Source organism: Paludibaculum fermentans, assembly GCF_051172195.1.
In the GTDB taxonomy this organism is placed as follows: Bacteria; Acidobacteriota; Terriglobia; order Bryobacterales; family Bryobacteraceae; genus Paludibaculum; species Paludibaculum fermentans_A.
Map to the genome: position 1 here is coordinate 2882018 of NZ_JBPJAQ010000001.1, position 17708 is coordinate 2899725.

Annotated in this window: 14 protein-coding genes; 11 read left to right on the forward strand and 3 right to left on the reverse strand. The window is 62.7% G+C overall.

Annotation, left to right across the window (positions count from 1 at the left end; all coding sequences use genetic code 11):
• Nucleotides 1-207 precede the first annotated feature (207 nt).
• The 8 genes from ACR9Y2_RS11815 to ACR9Y2_RS11850 all read left to right on the forward strand — a co-directional run bounded on the left by ACR9Y2_RS11815 (nucleotide 208) and on the right by ACR9Y2_RS11850 (nucleotide 10890).
• Entirely contained in the window at nucleotides 208-1461 is a 1254-nt protein-coding gene (locus ACR9Y2_RS11815; RefSeq protein ID WP_435041481.1) for an HlyD family secretion protein, read from the forward strand.
• Between the two features lie 93 nt (nucleotides 1462-1554).
• On the forward strand, nucleotides 1555-2238 hold the full coding sequence (locus ACR9Y2_RS11820) for an ABC transporter ATP-binding protein (protein ID WP_194453825.1): 684 nt from the start codon (nucleotides 1555-1557) through the stop codon (nucleotides 2236-2238).
• Nucleotides 2235-2519 carry a hypothetical protein gene (locus tag ACR9Y2_RS11825; RefSeq protein ID WP_435041483.1) on the forward strand — a complete coding sequence of 95 codons (285 nt, stop codon included), beginning with the start codon at nucleotides 2235-2237 and terminating at the stop codon, nucleotides 2517-2519. The genes ACR9Y2_RS11820 and ACR9Y2_RS11825 overlap by 4 nt, the downstream gene beginning before the upstream one ends.
• 21 nt (nucleotides 2520-2540) lie before the next feature.
• Nucleotides 2541-4949: an ABC transporter permease gene (locus ACR9Y2_RS11830; protein WP_435041485.1), complete on the forward strand. Its 2409-nt coding sequence runs from the start codon at nucleotides 2541-2543 to the stop codon at nucleotides 4947-4949.
• Nucleotides 4950-4956: 7 nt separating this feature from the next.
• Entirely contained in the window at nucleotides 4957-5631 is a 675-nt protein-coding gene (locus ACR9Y2_RS11835) for an ABC transporter ATP-binding protein (RefSeq protein WP_435041486.1), read from the forward strand.
• Nucleotides 5632-5702: 71 nt separating this feature from the next.
• Entirely contained in the window at nucleotides 5703-7070 is a 1368-nt protein-coding gene (locus ACR9Y2_RS11840; protein ID WP_435041488.1) for a sigma-54-dependent transcriptional regulator, read from the forward strand.
• Complete coding sequence (locus ACR9Y2_RS11845; protein WP_435041489.1) at nucleotides 7067-8407, forward strand: sensor histidine kinase; 1341 nt, start codon at nucleotides 7067-7069, stop codon at nucleotides 8405-8407. The genes ACR9Y2_RS11840 and ACR9Y2_RS11845 overlap by 4 nt, the downstream gene beginning before the upstream one ends.
• 71 nt (nucleotides 8408-8478) lie before the next feature.
• A complete protein-coding gene (locus tag ACR9Y2_RS11850) occupies nucleotides 8479-10890 on the forward strand; it encodes an ABC transporter permease (protein WP_435041491.1) in 2412 nt (803 codons plus the stop codon).
• Nucleotides 10891-11119: 229 nt separating this feature from the next.
• Here ACR9Y2_RS11850 and ACR9Y2_RS11855 read toward each other — a convergent pair whose 3' ends face one another.
• Nucleotides 11120-11629: an asparaginase domain-containing protein gene (locus ACR9Y2_RS11855; protein ID WP_435041493.1), complete on the reverse strand. Its 510-nt coding sequence runs from the start codon at nucleotides 11627-11629 to the stop codon at nucleotides 11120-11122.
• Nucleotides 11630-11733: 104 nt separating this feature from the next.
• Between ACR9Y2_RS11855 and ACR9Y2_RS11860 the strand changes: the two genes are divergently transcribed.
• A complete protein-coding gene (locus ACR9Y2_RS11860; protein WP_435041494.1) occupies nucleotides 11734-12165 on the forward strand; it encodes a hypothetical protein in 432 nt (143 codons plus the stop codon).
• Here the strand turns inward: ACR9Y2_RS11860 and ACR9Y2_RS11865 are convergent.
• On the reverse strand, nucleotides 12162-13520 hold the full coding sequence (locus tag ACR9Y2_RS11865; protein ID WP_435041495.1) for a pyridoxal phosphate-dependent decarboxylase family protein: 1359 nt from the start codon (nucleotides 13518-13520) through the stop codon (nucleotides 12162-12164). The genes ACR9Y2_RS11860 and ACR9Y2_RS11865 overlap by 4 nt on opposite strands.
• 82 nt (nucleotides 13521-13602) lie before the next feature.
• A complete protein-coding gene (locus ACR9Y2_RS11870) occupies nucleotides 13603-15003 on the reverse strand; it encodes an alpha-L-fucosidase (RefSeq protein WP_435041496.1) in 1401 nt (466 codons plus the stop codon).
• 213 nt (nucleotides 15004-15216) lie between these two features.
• Here ACR9Y2_RS11870 and ACR9Y2_RS11875 point away from each other — a divergent pair, with 213 nt between their 5' ends.
• Nucleotides 15217-16008 (forward strand): glycosyltransferase family 2 protein, encoded by a 792-nt coding sequence (locus ACR9Y2_RS11875; RefSeq protein WP_435041497.1) that lies wholly within the window; start codon nucleotides 15217-15219, stop codon nucleotides 16006-16008.
• The gene (locus tag ACR9Y2_RS11880; RefSeq protein WP_435041498.1) at nucleotides 16005-17531 is read left to right on the forward strand and encodes a hypothetical protein; all 1527 of its coding nucleotides are present in this window, start codon (nucleotides 16005-16007) and stop codon (nucleotides 17529-17531) included. Before ACR9Y2_RS11875 ends, ACR9Y2_RS11880 begins: the two co-directional genes overlap by 4 nt.
• The last annotated feature ends 177 nt before the right edge of the window (nucleotides 17532-17708 follow it).

A 17708-nucleotide genomic window follows, 5' to 3' on the forward strand; every position in this document is an offset into this window, starting at 1 on the left:
AACAAAGGGCTCACCGCCGCGCGACGCCCTTGGAGCTCTCCAGCCCCTCCGCCTTCGCCCCGTTTCCGCTCACTCTGCGTCCCACAAGCGGACACCCGATTGTCCGCCCGAAATCCAGCCTGCATCGTAACTGTCTCTAATTTCACCACATATGCTGAGAAGCCGCGCTTGGTATGCAACATGCCATGATGCTCTGCGAGGTTCCCCATGGACGTTCCACGCGAAGGCGCGAAAAAAAAGAAGATCATTCGCCGAGCCATTCTAGTCACCGTGATTGTCGCTGCCATCCCGCTGATTACCTTTGGGTTGTCGAGACTGAAACCGGCTGCTCCCTCCGTTGAGGGCGGAACGCTCTGGACCGATACCGTCAAACGCGGACCCATGATTCGCCAGGTTCGCGGCCTCGGCACCCTGGTGCCCGAGGATACTTTACTAATCCCCGCCATCAATGAAGGTAGAGTCCAGAAGATCGTGCTGCGGCCCGGAGCGCTGGTCAAAGCCGATACCGTCATTCTTGTTCTCGCCAATCCTGAATTGGAACTCGCCGCCGAGGATCTCAAGTGGCAGGTCAAGGCCGCCGAAGCCACGATGCGCGATCTGGAAGTGAAACTGGAGACCGCCAAGCTCGATTTGCGGTCCGCCGTAGCCCGCGTGGAGAGCGAATTCGTGCAGGCCAAGCTGAAAGCTGAGCGTGATGACGCACTGGGCAAAGAGGGTCTCACGCCTGATCTGACCATCCGTCTCTCCCGTGCTGCCGCCGACGAGGCCGGCAAACGGTTCGATATCGACAAGAAACGTCTGGAAATCAGCGGCGCCTCGGCGGAAGCCCAGACTGCCGCCCAGCAAGTGAATATCGAAAAACTGCGCGCCGCCTACGTCCTGAAGAAGCAGCAGGTCGACGGTTTGCGCGTAGTCGCCGGTTTCCCCGGCGTACTCCAGCAGATGGCTGTGGAAGAAGGCCAACGCGTAGCGCCCGGCACGATTTTGGCGAAAGTAGTTCAGCCCACCCACTTGAAAGCCGAGATCAAAATCCCTGAAACGCAGGCGAAGGATATCACTATTGGGCAATTGGCTCAGGTAGATACGCACAACGGCGTCATCCAGGCGAAGGTTTCCCGCATCGACCCGGCGGCGATCAACGGCAATGTGACCGTCGACCTGCGGCTGGAGGGCGATCTGCCTCTGGGCGCCCGTCCTGACTTAAGTGTTGACGGAACTGTGGAACTTGAGCGGCTCTCAGACGTATTGTATGTGATGCGTCCGGTATTCGGTCAGCCCAACAGTGTCATCGGCCTCTTCAAAGTTACTCCCGACGGGAAGGAAGCTTCCCGCGTCCAGGTAAGAATTGGCCGCGTTTCCGTACAAACAGTTGAAGTTCTGGACGGTCTAAAGGTGGGCGACCGAGTGGTGCTTTCTGACATGGCCGCCTGGGATGGCCACGACCGCCTGAGGCTGAATTAACAAAAGTATCCGTCCGGCCGTTGAATGATGAGACGACAACCCTAGCCAACGCGAGCAAAACAGGAGATTGCAGTGCAACTGAGCGACCAGTCGATGATCAAACTTGACGGCGTCACCAAGGTATTCACCACCGAGGACGTCGAAACCCATGCCCTCTCTGGCATCCACCTGGATATCAAGAAGGGTGAATATGTCACCATTGCGGGACCGTCTGGCTGCGGTAAGTCTACGCTGCTCGCCATTCTGGGCCTGTTGGATTCGCCCAGCGGCGGCTCCTACACGCTCAATAACCAGGCGGTGCAGAGCCTGAAGCTCAGCGACCGGGCGCGCATCCGGAACCGCGAGATCGGCTTCATCTTTCAGGCATTCAACCTCATCGGCGATCTCACGGTGTACGAAAACGTAGAGCTGCCGCTCACCTATCGCGGCATGGGCTCGGCCGAACGTAAGAAGCGCGTCCACGAAGCCCTGGAACGCGTGGGCATGTCGCATCGCGTAAAGCATTACCCCTCACAGCTTTCGGGCGGTCAGCAGCAGCGTGTCGCCGTGGCTCGCGCCCTGGTCGGCAGCCCCTCCATCCTGCTGGCTGACGAACCTACCGGAAACCTGGACTCCGCCAATGGCGAATCCGTGATGGAACTGATGACCGAGCTGCACCGCGGCGGCGCAACCATTTGTATGGTGACGCACGACCCCCGTTACGCCCTGCTGGCGCAGCGCACGGTTCGTTTGTTTGATGGCCGTATAGTCGAAGAAAGTGTGGGCATGGCGTCATGAAACTGAAGTTCTCCTCATTTCTGCGCACGAACCCCGATGTCGTCGCGCTGGCGGTGTTGCTCGCCGTGTGTCTGCCCATGTCGGCAGTCGCCCGGCCGAAACTCCATCTGACTTTCGCGTCCGACCAGCAGCACGAGCGCACCTTGAACAAGCTGGAAGAACGCGGGCAGCGTGTCTGGCAGCGTCTCGAGGATCGCATGCGGCGTTTTGAAGAGAAGTTCGACAAGATGTCCCTGCCGCGTACCAAATCCACCTACTGCGACGGAGTAGAGTCAGACTGACCAGGCATTAAGAGGTTTGACATGCTCGACGACCTGCGCGGCGCACTCCGCCGGCTTTGGACGAACCCGGGTGCGAGCGCGGCCGCGGTGCTCGCTTTGGGCATCGGCATCGGCTTCAACACCGCCATCTACTCCGTGGCGGATGCACTGCTGTTGAGACCGTTGCCGATCCCGGAGATCGACCGGGTCGTCATGCCGGCCGGCCAGAACGAAGGCGATCCCCGCAGTTTCCGCTCCATTTCGCCAGCCGATTACCGCGAGTGGCGGGCTTCCGCCCTGTCGTTCGAGAGCGTGGCGGTCTCTCATGGCTGGTCTGCTAACCTGACCGGTTCGGGCGATCCGGTGCCACTGGAAGGTTCGCAGGTCACCGCCAGTCTCTTCAATGTTCTGCAGGTTCAGCCCATGCTGGGCCGCGCCTTTCTGGCCGAGGAAGAAGAGCCAGGCAAAGACCGGTCGGTCATCCTGAGTTATAACCTCTGGCAGCGCCAGTTTGGCTCCGATCCGGCGATCCTGAGCCGTTCCATCGAATTGAGCGGGCGCAAGTTCACCGTCATCGGAGTCATGCCGAAAGGCATTACTTTCCCCCAGCCCAGCGAATTCTGGGTGCCGTTGCCCATGAAGTCGGAGGATTGGAACGAAGCCGGCAGCTTCTACTTAAAGCCTGTGGCCCGGTTGCGGGCCGGGGTGACCCTGGAAGCCGCACGCGCCGAACTGCAGGGAATCGCCCGCCGCATGACGGCCCAGAATCCTGTGAACCACCGCAAACTGGGTGCCCGCGTGGAAACCCTGCGAGAGCGGATTTCCGGCGACCTGACAGCCAGCTACACGCGGGTCACGGTGGCCGCTGCCCTGTTTTTGCTTCTCATTGCCTGCCTGAACGTCGCCAGCCTCCAGTTTGCGCATGTTGTCTCGCGGACCAGGGAGATGGCGATTCGCGGAGCCCTGGGTGCGCCCCGCCTGCGCCTGGTGCGCCAAGTTCTTACCGAGAGCGTGCTGGTGGCATTGGCGGGCGCTGTCTTCGGCCTGCTGGTCGCCGTCTGGTCGCTCGATCTGATGAAGGCGAATATGCCCGCCGAAGTGGAGCGCTGGCTTCCGGGCTGGCAGAAGCTGGGGTTGAACGGGTTTGTTTTGGCTTGTACGACCGTGACTGCCATGGCGGCTGGGCTCCTGTCTGGGCTCGGACCTGCCCTCTGGCTCAGCCGGACGCCCATCCTGGGGAATCTGCATGATTCCGGGCGCGGCTCCACGGGTTCGGCCGCCAGGCAGAAGCTTCGCAACCTGCTGGTGGGCGGCGAGATCGCCCTGGCCACCGTCTTGCTCGCCGGCGCCGTGTTGATGGTGAAGGGCTTCCACTCGATCGGGCAGTTGCCTCTTTCCGTCGATCCCGGCCGGATTCTCACGCTCCGGGTGAACCTGCCCCAACAGCGTTACCCCGGCCATACCGACGTCGCCCGCTTCGAGCGTGACTTGCTCAACCGGCTGAATGCGACCCCCGGAGTCACCAGCGTCGCGGTCACCTCCAATCTCCCTTACTCCGATTTCATGAACCGCTCCTACGTGACCTTCGAGGGGCGGGCCGACGACGGACGGCCGAAGGCAATCGCGCAGATCCAGAACGTATCCGGCGGGTTCTTTGGCACGCTGGGCGTCCCCATCCTGGATGGCCGGGCCTTCGACGGGTCTGAGGCCGAGGATGGCCAGAAGGTCGCAATCGTCACGTCGGCATTTGTCCGCCAGTACTTCCCGGATCAAAACCCGATGGGCCGCCGATTCCATCTCGGGGACGGAAAGTGGTGGACCATCAAGGGCATCGCGGGGGATGTTGCGCACGACTTTACGGAACGGACACCGCAACCGGTGGTTTATCTGCCCTATACCCAGTCGGGGTGGGGTGCATTCGACCTGGCCATCCGAACCGCGGGCGACCCCATGGCCATGCTGCCTGCCGTGCGGTCCGCTGTCCGGGCGATCGATCCGGCCCAACCGCTGGCGCTCATCCGGTCGTTCCGCAAGCTGATCAACGACGCCATTCTGGGTATCGGCCATATGGCCGCGATGCTGACCGTGCTGGCCGCCGTGGCTTTGTTCCTGTCCGTGCTCGGGATTTACAGCCTGATGGCCTGGTCAGTGCGCGAACGGACACGCGAGATCGGGGTGCGCGTCGCACTAGGCGCCCAGCGCGGCCAGATCCTCCGTATGATCCTGAAAAAGGGAGCCTGGATCGCCGGCCTCAGCCTGCCGCTCGGAGTCGCCGGGGCCGTCGCCCTGGCCCGGCTGCTGAGCCAGTTGCTCTTCGGTGTCTCCGCATTGGATATCCTGGCATTCATTGGCATGCCTCTGGTTCTCGCACTTGCCCTGACGGCCGCCTGTCTGGTGCCGGCGCGGCGGGCCACACGCACAGACCCGCTTACGGCATTGCGACACGAGTAGAAACAACATGATTTCCTTAAGAAATATCGAGAAGTTCTATCAGCAGGGTCCCGACCGGTTCTATGTGCTGCGGCGCATTAACCTTGAAATCAAGGAAGGCGACTTTATCGCCGTCATGGGGCCATCGGGCGCGGGCAAATCCACCCTGCTTCACGTGCTGGGGATGCACGATACCTCCTGGACCGGCGAGTATTCGCTGTTCGACCACAGCATCCACCGCATGGATCGCAAACAGCGCATGGAAGTCTACAAGAAGTACTTCGGGTTCGTTTTCCAGAGCTATCACCTGCTGGACGACCTGACCGTGGCCGAGAACCTCGACGTTCCGCTCTCTTATCGCAACATCAAGAAAACAGAGCGGCAGGCGATCGTGGCCGATACTCTCGACCGCTTCCAGATGGTGGGCAAGAAGGACCTCTTCCCCAGCCAGCTCTCCGGTGGCCAGCAGCAGTTGGTGGGCGTGGCGCGCGCTATCATCGCCAATCCAAAGGTCATCCTCGCCGACGAACCCACAGGCAATCTCCACTCGTCACAGGGCATCGAGATCATGGAGATGTTCAAGAAGCTCAACGAGGCTGGAGCCACCATCGTCATGGTGACGCACTCCGAGACGAATGCCTCCTATGCCCACAAAATCGTCCGCATCGTGGACGGCTGGATTGAAGGCGATCCGAGAAGTTAGGCACAGGCACGGTGCCCGGTTCGCCGGAGTGGACCCGGCACCTGCTTTGCGCTACGAATAGTAGTTCCGCAATGTCATCCTATCGAACCCAAACCCGGCTTCTGGTGGCCGATGACCAGGAAGACGTCCTGGCCGCACTCAGACTCCTGCTGAAGCCGGAAGGCCTTGCGCTCGATTGCGTTACCTCGCCCCATGCGGTGTTGTCCGCGCTCGACCAGAAGGAATACGACCTGCTGCTGATGGACCTCAACTACACCCGCGACACCACGTCGGGCCAGGAAGGGTTCGAGCTGATGAGCAAGGTGCAGCAGGTGGATTCCATGCTGCCCATCGTTGTGATGACCGCCTGGGGCAGCGTCGAGGTGGCCGTCGAAGCCATGCGGAGAGGGGCCAAGGATTTCATCCAGAAGCCCTGGGACAACGCCAGGCTGCTGGCCATCGTCAAGACTCAATTGGAGTTGTCCGCCGCCCTGCGGCGCGGGGCGCGGTTGGAAGCGGAAAACCGCCTGTTGCAGGCCGATGGACGCCCGGTGATGATCGCCGAGGCGCCGTCCATGCAGCCAGTGCTGCAACTGGTCTCCCGTGTGGGCCCGTCAGACGCCAACGTCCTGATTACCGGCGAGCCCGGCACGGGTAAAGAGGTGGTGGCCCGCACGCTCTTCGCCATCAGTGATCGCTCCACGCAGCCGATGGTCACCGTCAATATGGGCGGGCTGGCCGAAGGCATCTTCGAAAGTGAGCTTTTCGGCCATGTGAAGGGCGCCTTCACCGACGCCAAAACCGACCGCGTGGGCCGTTTCGAACTGGCCGACGGCGGGACGATCTTCCTGGACGAAATCGCCAACTTACCCTTCAACCTGCAGGCCAAATTGCTGCGCGTGCTGGAAACCGGCGAAATGGAACGCGTGGGTTCGTCCAAGACCAAGCGCGTGAACGTGCGCGTCATCTCGGCCACCAACGCGAATCTGCACCAGGAAGCGGCGGAAAACCGGTTCCGGCAGGACCTGCTGTTCCGCCTCAACACCATTGAAATCCACCTTCCTCCGCTACGCGAGCGCAAGGAGGACATCCCACTCCTGGCGGCTCATCATCTCTCGCAGATGGCCCGGCGCTACCGCAAACCGGTGGGCGGCTTCGATCCGCCGGCGCTGCAGGCCATGCTCGAGCACCCATGGCAGGGCAATGTCCGCGAATTGAACCACGTGATTGAGCGAGCCGTCCTGATGGCTCAGGATCACGTCATCCGCAGCAGCGACCTGGCTCTCCGGCCTTCCCGCGAAACCGGCGGACGGCTGGAAGACATGAGCCTGGAAGAGGTCGAGGCGTTTCTGATCAAGAAAGCCCTGGCCCGTTACGGCGGCAATGTCAGCCAGGCAGCCGGCGCCCTGGGGCTCAGCCGCAGCGCGTTGTACCGGCGCATCCAGCGTTACGGTCTATGAACCCATTCCGCCGCATCTCCTACTGGTTCGCCTCCCACGAGAATCGCGTCCTCTACGCCTCGTTGATGGCCGGCTCGATGGCGGTGGTCTTCTCGATGGTGGTCTTGTGGTCGGGCGATACGTTCTCGGCCAAAGTGCGCTGGACGATGACCGTCCTGATCATGGGGTTCTGGCTCGGTTTCGCTTTCTCGGCCCGCGAGCGCGTCGTCTCGCCGCTGCGGACCCTGGCCAACCTGTTGGAAGCAATGCACGAAGGCGACTACTCCATCCGCGGCCGGGGCGCCCGCCAGGACGACGCCCTGGGCGAAGTGATGATCCAGTTGAACGCCATCGGCACCACACTGCGCGCACAACGCCTGGGCGCCGTGGAAGCGACCGCCCTGCTGACCAAAGTGATGGAGGAGATCGAGGTCGCCCTGTTCACCTTTGACGACCAGGAGCGGCTGAAACTCGTCAACCGCGCCGCTGAACGCCTGCTTGCCCTGCCGGCGGCCCGCCTGCTGGGCCGCACCGCCACCGAACTCGGGCTGGACGAGTTCCTCCACTCGGAAGCTTCAGAAACCATCGCCCGGTCCTTCCCGGGCAGCGCGGGCCGCTGGGGCATCCGGCGTACCTCCTTCCGGGAGAGTGGGCTGCCGCATACCCTGCTGGTCGTGGCCGACCTGACGCGCGCCCTGCGCGAGGAGGAGTTGCAGGCCTGGCAGCGCCTCGTCCGCGTGCTGGGGCACGAGCTCAACAACTCGCTGACGCCCATCAAATCGATCGCAGGCAGCCTGGCTCAACTGCTCAACCGCCAGCCCCGGGCCGACGACTGGGAAGATGACATGAAAGACGGTCTCAGTGTCATCGCGTCGCGGTCGGAATCCCTCAGCCGCTTCATCGGCGCCTACTCCCGCCTGGCGAAACTGCCCCGGCCCGTCCTCGCTCCTGTGGAGCTGTTCCGGCTGATCCATCGCGTGGCCAACCTGGAGACCCGGGTGCCCGTGAAGGTGCACAACGGACCCGCCATCACACTCCAGGCCGATGCGGACCAGTTGGAGCAGATGCTCATCAATCTGGTGCGCAACGCCGTCGACGCCTCGAAGGAGACCGGCGGCGGCGTATCCGTCACCTGGGAGACGGAAGGTCTCATGGCGACGGTCCTGGTGCTGGACGAAGGGCTGGGCCTGTCGAATACCGCCAATCTGTTTGTCCCGTTCTTCACCACCAAGCCTGGCGGCTCCGGCATCGGCCTGGTGTTGTCGCGGCAGATCGCCGAGGCGCACGGCGGCACGCTGACCCTGGCGAACCGGACCGACGTCCGCGGCTGCCAGGCCCGACTGCAATTACCGCTGTAGCCCTGGTTTCCGTCATAACCTGCGAAATCACCCAATTTCAGGTAGGATATTCTCTTCATGGGGAGTTGTGTGTGCGAAGCCTGTTGGAAGACCTGAGATATGCCGTCAGGCTGCTTTTTCGCCAGCCCGGCTTTACGTTGGCCGCGGTGCTTCTGCTGGCGTTGGGCATTGGCGTAAACAGCGCCATCTTCAGCATTGTGGACAGCGTCCTGCTGCATCCGCTGTCGTACAAGGAGCCCGAGCGTTTGTATGTGATCTGGACGAAAAACCAGCTCCGCAACAAGCTGCAGGGTGCGTTTGCGGCGCCTGAGTTTCAGGAATATGCCGAACGCCAAAAAAGCTTTTCCCAGTTCGCTGCCTACATGATTTATCCCGCCACCCTGACCGGCCGAGGCGAACCGGCCCGCGTGACCGCCACCCTGGTGAGCGCCGGATATCTGGAGATGCTCGGGATATCACCCGTGCTCGGCCGGGGCTTCGCCGCCGAGGAGTATCAGATTGGCCGCAATCAGGTGGCTTTGCTCACGGAAGAGTTCTGGAAAGAGCGCTTTGGCGGGGATCCGGGCATCGTCGGCAAGGTAGTTCGGCTGGAGAACGAACTGCACGTGGTCGCCGGCATCCTGCCGCACATAAAGGGCGAAGATCGCAAGGTGGATATGTACCTTCCCCTCGCGCTCACGCCTGAGTCGGCGGCTTCGTGGGACTCCCGGTTCCTGTTTGTAACCGGCCGTTTGAACGATGGCGTCAGCGGCGAGCAGGCGTCGGCGGAACTGAAGTCGATTGGCGCGGCGATCGCCTCAGAACATCCAGAATCCAACATCGGCACAGAACCATACCTTGTCCAAGCCGAACGCGAAGCGCAAGGCGATGCGCGGCAACCCCTGCTGGTGCTCTCGGCCGCCGTTGGCCTGGTGCTGCTGGTCACCTGTTCCAACGTGGCTAACCTGCTGCTGGTGCGCGCCGCCGCCAGGCACAAGGAGATCGCCATCCGCAGCGCCATGGGTGCATCCCAATGGCGCGTCTTCCGCCAGATGATCACGGAAAGCCTCACTCTGGCGTGGATGGGGGGAATCGTCGGCCTCTTCATCGCCTGGTGGGGTGTGCGGATCATAGGCAAGTGGGGCTCAGCCACAATGCCCAAACTGGCCCAGTCCCAGGTGGACTGGCTGGTTGTGGGCTACACCTTCCTGGTCTCGGCGGCGGCGGGTATCCTGTTCGGCGCGATTCCCGCCTGGCAGGTGCTGAGGCTAAACCTGGCCGATACCCTCCGCGACGAGTCGCGCGGCAGTTCGGGCGGCACACGAAAGGGGCTCACCCGCTCGCTGCTGGTTGTCTCCGAGGTCGCCCTCTCGGTGATCCTGCTGGTGGGCGCGGGTCTTCTGCTGAGAACGTTTATCGAACTCAATCGCCTGGATTTGGGATTCAAACCCGACCGTGTACTCACGCTCCGTACCACCCTGGCCGAATCAGCCTATGGAACGGATGCCGCCAAGGCGGGCTACGTGCGGCGCATCATTGACCGGCTGGAACGGGTGCCGGGCGTCATTTCCGCCGGTGTCAGCACCGCGCTGCCCATGATGCAGGTGAACTGGCTGACCGACTTCACCGTGGATGGCCGGCCTGCGCAGTCGGGGCAGAAAGAATCGGCCACATATGCGGCCGTCACGCCGCGCTACCTGGAAACTATCGGCGCACGCCTGGCCGGCGGCAGAATGCTCTCCGAGAGCGACAATGAGACTGCGCCTCCGGTCGTGATGATCTCCGAGGCGCTGGGGAAGCGTGTCTTCCCGGGTGAGAACGCCGTTGGCCGCTTCATCAACATGCGGGTGGGCCGTTTCAAGACCCACGCCCAGATTGTCGGGATCGTCCATGACATGGCGTATGCGAAACCTGACGAGAAGCCCCGTCCTGTGGTCTATCAGCCGCACGCCCAGCGGGCCTGGCCCTTCCTGGCATTCGCGATCAGGACCAGCGCCGAGCCGATGTCATTAGAAGGAGCGGTGCGTCGCGCCTTCTTTGAAGTCGATTCCGAATTGCCTGTGGAACGCGTCCAGCCGATGGGCGCATTGATGGATAAGGTCCTGGCCCAGCAGCGATTGGCGCTGGTTCTCCTGATTGTCTTCGCCGGCCTGGCGGTCGTCCTGGCGGCTGTTGGCCTGTTTGGGGTGCTGGCCGTCGCCGTGGCGCAGCGCAGTCGCGAAATGGGCATCCGGATGGCGCTGGGGGCGAGCGGCCGCGACATCCTCAGGTTGGTGCTGACGCAAGGCATGGGCCTGACCCTGGCGGGGATCCTGGCCGGATTGCTCGCCGCCCCCTTGGCCAGCCAGGTGATGCGGCAGATGCTCTACGGGGTACAGCCGCTGGATCCCATCACGTTCGCAGCCGTGGCCTTACTGGTGTTGGCCGCGTCCTTCGCGGCTTGCGTGCTTCCGGCGTGGCGGGCTTCGAAGGTGGATCCGGGGCTCGCACTGCGCGGTGAATGACGTTGCATGCAGCGATGCGGCGCACGGAGAGGCCTCGCCCCCTGAAGCAAGACAGGTGATCTGCTCGAGACCTCCCCGCGGCGGTCCGGCAGGCGGCGGATCAGAGGTGTAGGCCAGCCCGCCACCGGACAGGATCCCCGGTTCGGCGTCCTGGCAAGGACCCGTGGTCAGGGACACTGAATCAGACAGCGGTCATTGGCGCACGGAATCAAATTATTTGCGGCGCCGGCTATGCGGACTCTTCGAACATCCCGGTCTGGCGGTTCTTGCGGACTTTGCCGGTCTGGAAATACCGGCCATTCATGGCGACATACACGCCCGGTGGCAGGGTCTGGGCGAAAGCCAGGGCGCTGCCCAGGTTGAACAGGCCGTCTGAGCTGCCGAATTTGTACGGCACCATGGCGCCCGTCAGCACGATGGTCTTGTCCTGCACCTCGGCCGCCAATAACAGAGCGGTATCGGTCATCGTATCCGTTCCGTGCGTGATCACAATCCGATGCTCGGCGGCCGAGCGGCACTGCTCCACCACCAGGCGCCGGTCTGCTTCGGACATATCCAGGCTGTCGATCATCATCAGCGTGCGAACCTGCAGCGGCAGCCCACAGCGGCCCAGTTTCAGCATTTCGGGCAGGTGCGACTCCTGGAAGAAGAGCCGGCCGGTGAGTTCGTCATACTCCTTGTCGAACGTTCCGCCGGTGATCAGGATGCGGATCTGTCCGGCGTCCGGGGATGTGGCCATGGCTTCATTGTGAAGCAACCAGCACTTCGCTGCCGGGCCCTCCCTTCAGGGGCGGATTCCTCTCTTCTCATTCCGTTTTGGACGTGATACATTCGCCTCAGCTTATGGCGAAATTGCTCGTACTTCTCATGACGGCCCTGGCAGTGTTTGCGGCCGACGATCCGTGGACCAAGGTGCGCGCCGTGAAGAGCGGGACGGAATTGCGCATCCTCAAGAAAGCATCGAAGCAACCGGTACTCGCAAAAATGGATGAATTGACCGATTCCAGCCTGATCGTAATCGTGAAGAACGAACAGGTGGCGATCCCGAAGGAAGACATCGAGCGCATCGATGCCCGGCCGGCACAAACCGGCAGCCGCATGACGAAGCAGTCGACAACCAGCCGCGATGTCTCGGCGCCCCGCGATGCGGCCAGCCCGAAGCCGAACCACGATGGCGGTCCTTCCACCTCCAGTTCCAGTTCGGTTGCCTTCGGTTCGAAAGGTGACTTCGAGACGGTCTACAGCCGTCTGGCGCCCGCGCCCATGAAGCGTTAAGCGGCCCTGGCTGCATCCGTGACCGCGCCGAGGATCTCGTAGATCCGGTCGAGCCATTCCTCGTGCTCCGGCTTCATCAGGACGGAGCGCAGGCAGACCATCGTCGGCTGATCCGCCTTCAGTTCCGGCCAGGCGATGTGGAAGATCTGCGCCGGCAGGTGGATCAGGGCCAGGTGGAGTTGCTGCTCCGCGGCCAGATCGAAGATCTTCTGCGAAAGCGCCGAAGCCTCAGATGCGGAAGCCGCTTGCGGCGCCCAAACGACGATATCGAGCTCAGGATCGAAGGGCACTACGAAACGCGGGTCTTCTTTCAATCGGCTCGAGAAAGCCAGGGCGGCGCGCCGCGATGCTTCCAGTCCCTGTGCGAACGCCCCTCCGGGCACTGGCGGCAACAATCGTTGTGTCGCCCACAACGCAACAGCGGACGCACCTGGCCGCGAACATTCCAGGCTGATCTCGCCCAGGTGCAGCTCGTGCGAAGAGAAATACGTGTAGGGGGATTCGTGCTTGTACAGCCGCCCGATGGCAGGATCGCGAAACAGGATGCAGCCGCAACCGTAGGGCTGTAATCCATGCTTGTGCGGATCGATGACGATGGAATCTGCTTCACCCGCCAGTTCAAAGGCGGCGCGAGCCGATGGGGCCAGGTTGCCGGCCAGCCGGAAGTAGCCTCCATAGGCCGCATCGACGTGCAGGCGAAACCCATAGCGTTCGCGAAGTTTCAGGATCTGCGGCAGTGGGTCGACCGCCCCCACCCCGGTGGTGCCCAGGGTCGCCACTACACAGCCAACTCCTCCCTGGTCCAGCAGTCGTTCCAGCGACGCGCAGTCCAGCCGGCTATGGTCGTCCGCCTCCACTTTGGCGAACGGCAGTCGCAGTACACCGCTGATCCGCTCGTGCGTGTAGTGAGCCTGGCTGGAAGCGGCAATCGTCTTGCCCGGCTGCAACTGCCCGGCAACCCACAGGGCTTCCAGGTTTGCCATTGTGCCGCCGCTGGAGAGGTGCCCCAGATGCTGGCTCCACCCGAACATGGCCGCCAATTCCGCCACGGCTTCCTTTTCCATGGCAGAACTCGCGCGCCCGCCGTCCAGCGCGTGGTTGTTGGGATTGATCCAGGTAGCCAGCGCATAGGCGGCCCGCGCCAGGGGGTGGGGCGGCTTCAGCATCTGGCCGGCGTAGAGAGGGTGGAAGTAGGGAAAATTGTCGCCCAGGCGGGCGGCGGTCTCGCTGAGCACCGTCAGGATGCGGTCCTGCCCCGGCACCTCGGCCTGGAACTCGGGCAGATGCGCAAACGAACCGTCCAATTCCTCCAGCGCCTGGATCAGCGCGCCGGGGGAGAGTTTCTCCAATGCCATCTGTCGGGGTCCTCCACTCTCAGGGGGAGACCCTCTTCGGGAGAAGGCCTCCACCATTTATCATGCGTCAGCGGGCTCGCGTTCAGGCGGCTGGAGCCGGGGTAATCCTCAGCGTGGCCGGCCCGGTCGTCGGCACGTTGGCCGGGAGTTCGAAGGAAGTCCCGTCGCCTTGCTTCTTCCAAGGCACGCGCCCCCCGCCCAGCAATTGCACCTTCGTTCCGGCGGCGAGATTGAGTCCCGCGATCGTCGATTCACCGGAATGCGGTCCCATCAGGAACGCATACAGTGCATCCCCCTTCTTTGTGAACCGCACCTCGCCGCCCGCCGCGGTCTTTGCTGACGGACGCACCCACGACCGGCTTCCGAAGATACCTTCGCCGTTTGTTGTGAGCCATGCGCCCAGGGCGTTCAGCCGGTTCAACTGGATCTCCGAGATCGTGCCGTCCGGCTTCGGACCAATGTTGAGCAGCAGGTTGCCGTTCTTGCTGACAATATCCACCAGCAGCTCAATCAGCGCTACCGAAGCCAGCACATGCTCCGGCCCTTCCACCTGGTTGTAACCAAAGCTGAAACCGAGGCCGCGGCAGGACTCCCACTTCTTGGGCGTGATCTTGTCATATTTCGCGTATTCAGGCGTCGTGAAGTCCGCATACTCCACGCTGAAGCGGTTGTTGATCACACCTTCAGGCACTGCGTTGTAGTAGTCCGCGAAGAGCGCTTCGGGCTTGCCCAGCTTCGGATAGCCGATGTCGTTCCACATGACCGAGGGCTGGTAAAGCCGAATGAGTTCACGCCAGTGGGCATCGGCATAGCGGGCATACTCCTCGGTCTGGGGCGCGGTCGTCCGCAGGTCGGCCATGGTGGCGATGGGCCGCGATTCGAAGGTCCAGTCCAGGCCTCCGGAATAGTACAGACCCATGCGCAGACCTGCGCCGCGCACGGCTTTCGTCAGGTCGCCGACGAGATCCCGCGGTGAATTGATGCCGCCCTGCGGCCGCTTCGGGTTCTGGACTTTGCTGGGCCACAGCGTGTAGCCGTCATGGTGCTTGGTTGTCAGCACCACATAACGCGCGCCGCAATCCTTGAACAGGGATGCCCAGTTCTGCGGTTTCCACGAGCGGTTCTGCTGCTCGAAAGCCTGGCCGAAGCGGTAGTAGTCGTAGTCCGCTCCATACTTCTCGACGTGATGCCGGTAGCTGGGTGAATCCTTCAGGCGAATGGAGTTCAAATACCACTCGGCGTAAGCATTCTCATAGAACCAGCGGCTCATATCCACCTTGCCCAGTTCGCCGGACGGCGGAGCCCAGGCCGGTACCGAATAGAGTCCCCAGTGGATGAAGATGCCGAATTTGGCGTCTTCATACCAATTGGGAACGGTGTGTGCTTTCAGCGAGGTCCAATCGGATGAGTATTTTTGCGCGAAGGCCACAGGCAGCATGGAGCCTGCGGCGGTCAGCGTGGTGAGGAAGGCTCGGCGATTCATGGGTACTCCGGATTCAGGCCGTAAACCCTTGCGGAGCAAAGGCGTCCGCCAGGGCGGTCCCATTGTATCCGGATCCGCATCCCATGCCGCCTTTACGTTCCACGCACAGCCTTTACATTAGTTAACGCCTTTGTGGCCAAAGGATTGTACGCTGCGGCCAGCCGCGCCGCGTCCACCCGATATGCCCCAACGAATCGGGGTTCGTGAAGAACAATGATCAATCAGAAACGCATTGCAGTTGTTCTACCCGCCTACAACGCCGCCAGGACTCTCCGGGCCACCGTGCAGGAGCTGCCGGACATCGTCGACGACCGGATCCTGGTGGATGACCACAGTACGGACGATACCGTCGACGTGGCCCGCAAACTGGGGCTCCATGTCGCTGTGCACGATCGCAATCGCGGCTATGGCGGCAATCAGAAGACCTGCTACGCCCTGGCATTGAGCCGGGGCGCCGACATCGTCGTCATGATCCATCCGGACTACCAGTATTCGCCCCTGCTGGTTTCCGCCCTGGCCAGTATGGCCGCCTACGGGGTCTATGACCTCGTGCTGGGTTCCAGGATTCTCGGCGGCGAGGCTCTCCGCGGTGGCATGCCGCTGTACAAATACGTCTCCAACCGCCTGTTGACGCTGTTCCAGAACCTCGTTCTCGGCGCCAAGCTCTCCGAGTATCACACCGGCTTGCGCGCCTATACGCGCGAGCTGCTGGAAGCCCTGCCTCTGGAGAGCAATTCCGAGGATTTCGTCTTCGACAACCAGTTGATTGCGCAGAGCATCGTGCTTGGCGCGCGCATCGGGGAAGTGTCCTGCCCCACACGCTACTTCCCGCAGGCCTCATCCATCAGCTTTCGCCGCAGTGTGACTTACGGACTCGGAGTGGTCCGGACCACACTGCAGGCGCGGCTGGCGAAATGGGGCCTGTTGCGCGCGGCGGTTTTTCCCGCGTCCCGCTGGCCCATGCGGCCGCCTGTGTTCCTGCCGTGGGCTGAGACCGAAGAATGACCCTGGAGGGAAGCCGGCGCTGGCTGAACTGGCCGCTGGGCCTGCTGCTGACGCTGTGTATTGCCCGCTTCTGGCTGCTTCCTCTCAACACCAGTTTCTGGGTGGATGAAACGGTGACGGCGTTTGTGGTGCGACAGGGAGGCGATCATCCCTCCTTGTCGATTGCGCCGCAGGTGCCGCAGTCCATCTACTACGCGCTGCCCGCCGCCGTGCAGTCGGAAGCGGGTTTCTCCGAGGCCGGCTACCGGCTGCCCTCGGTCCTGGCGATGGCGGTGGCCCTCTTCTTCTGCGCCCGCATCGGCATGCGGTTGATCCACCCCGACTGCGGCTGGCTGATTGTCCTCAGCAGCTTCCTTCTGCGCGGGTTCAGCGACGCTGCTACCGACGCACGGCCCTACGCCTTCGGGCTGTGCGTCGCGTCGCTGAGCGTGTGGTCGTTGATCCGCTGGCTCGATCGCGCCGCCTGGCTGGATGCCGCACTGTTCCTGGGCTCGGCCGCCTTGCTCTGGCGGACCCATCTCGTCTATTGGCCCTTCTATCTGGTCTTCGCGTTCTACACCGCTGCGCGCCTCTGGAGGCGGGACACTCCGGTACGCTGGATCCCCGCCTGCAGCTTGTTCGGCATACTCGGGTTGCTGCTGGCGCCTGTGGCCATGAGCGCCCTCGCCCTCGCTCGCGAGGCGCAGGCCCACGTCGTTCAGCCCCCGCCCGGTTTCCGCCAATTGCAGTACGCTCTCAAGTTCGGGCTCCTCGTCAGCACTCTTCCGGCGGCCTGGCTGCTCAGCCGCATCCTGCGCCGCAAGCCGGTCTCCCTCCGCCTCACTACCGCCGTGCTGCTGCTGGGCTGGTGGTTCGTCCACCCGGTCGCACTGTTTGCCTACTCTGTCGGGACCGGAAATAGCGTCTTCCTGCCCCGCTACCTGTCCCTGGCCTGGCCCGGAATCCTTCTCGGCACCGCCTTCCTGCTCGCTCGATATCTGCCTTCCTCGTTCTGGCGGCCGCTCGCCCTCCTGGTCGGTCTCTGGGCCCTGGCGCAATCTCTCCGGTTGTCGCCAGATGCGCCCGCCCATGGCTCGGATTGGCGAGGGGCGGCACAGGCCATCGCGGCGCTCCACGATCCGGAAGTGCCGGTCATCTGCCCCAGTCCCTTTGTCGAGGCCAAGGCGCCCGTCTGGCGGCCCGGCTACGAAATGCCCGGGTTTCTCTACGCGCACCTGGCCACCTACCCCGTGGCTGGGCGGCCCCTTCTGCTTCCTTATGAGCCTTCGGAGGAGGGGCAGCGATACGCCCGTGATTTGTCTTCGACGCTGCTGCCACGGGCCGGCCGGTTTGTCATCTACGGCGGCGATCTCAACGTGCGGTTCTGGCAGCACTGGTTTTCGCAACGGCCCGAATTGAGTGGCTGGAAAGTCCGCAGGTTGGGGTCCTTCGGAGACGTGGAAGCTGTGTACTTTGAGAAAGCGCAGGGCACGGCTCCTATGCCCGGCAGAGTCAGCCTCCTGAGCCCCTCCGCTTACAGATAAGCATGCGGGACCAACTGCGAGACCGCACCGCACGGTGCTGAGTGCTTTCTTCCAGCCCAAGCCTGCCAATGCCGGCGGGACCCGGATTTGCTCCTGGATTTAAGGCAAACCACTTAGTGCGAAACTATTTTGTTGACCAAGTTGTACTCCGCCCGCTAAAATTACGCCAATCTGAGC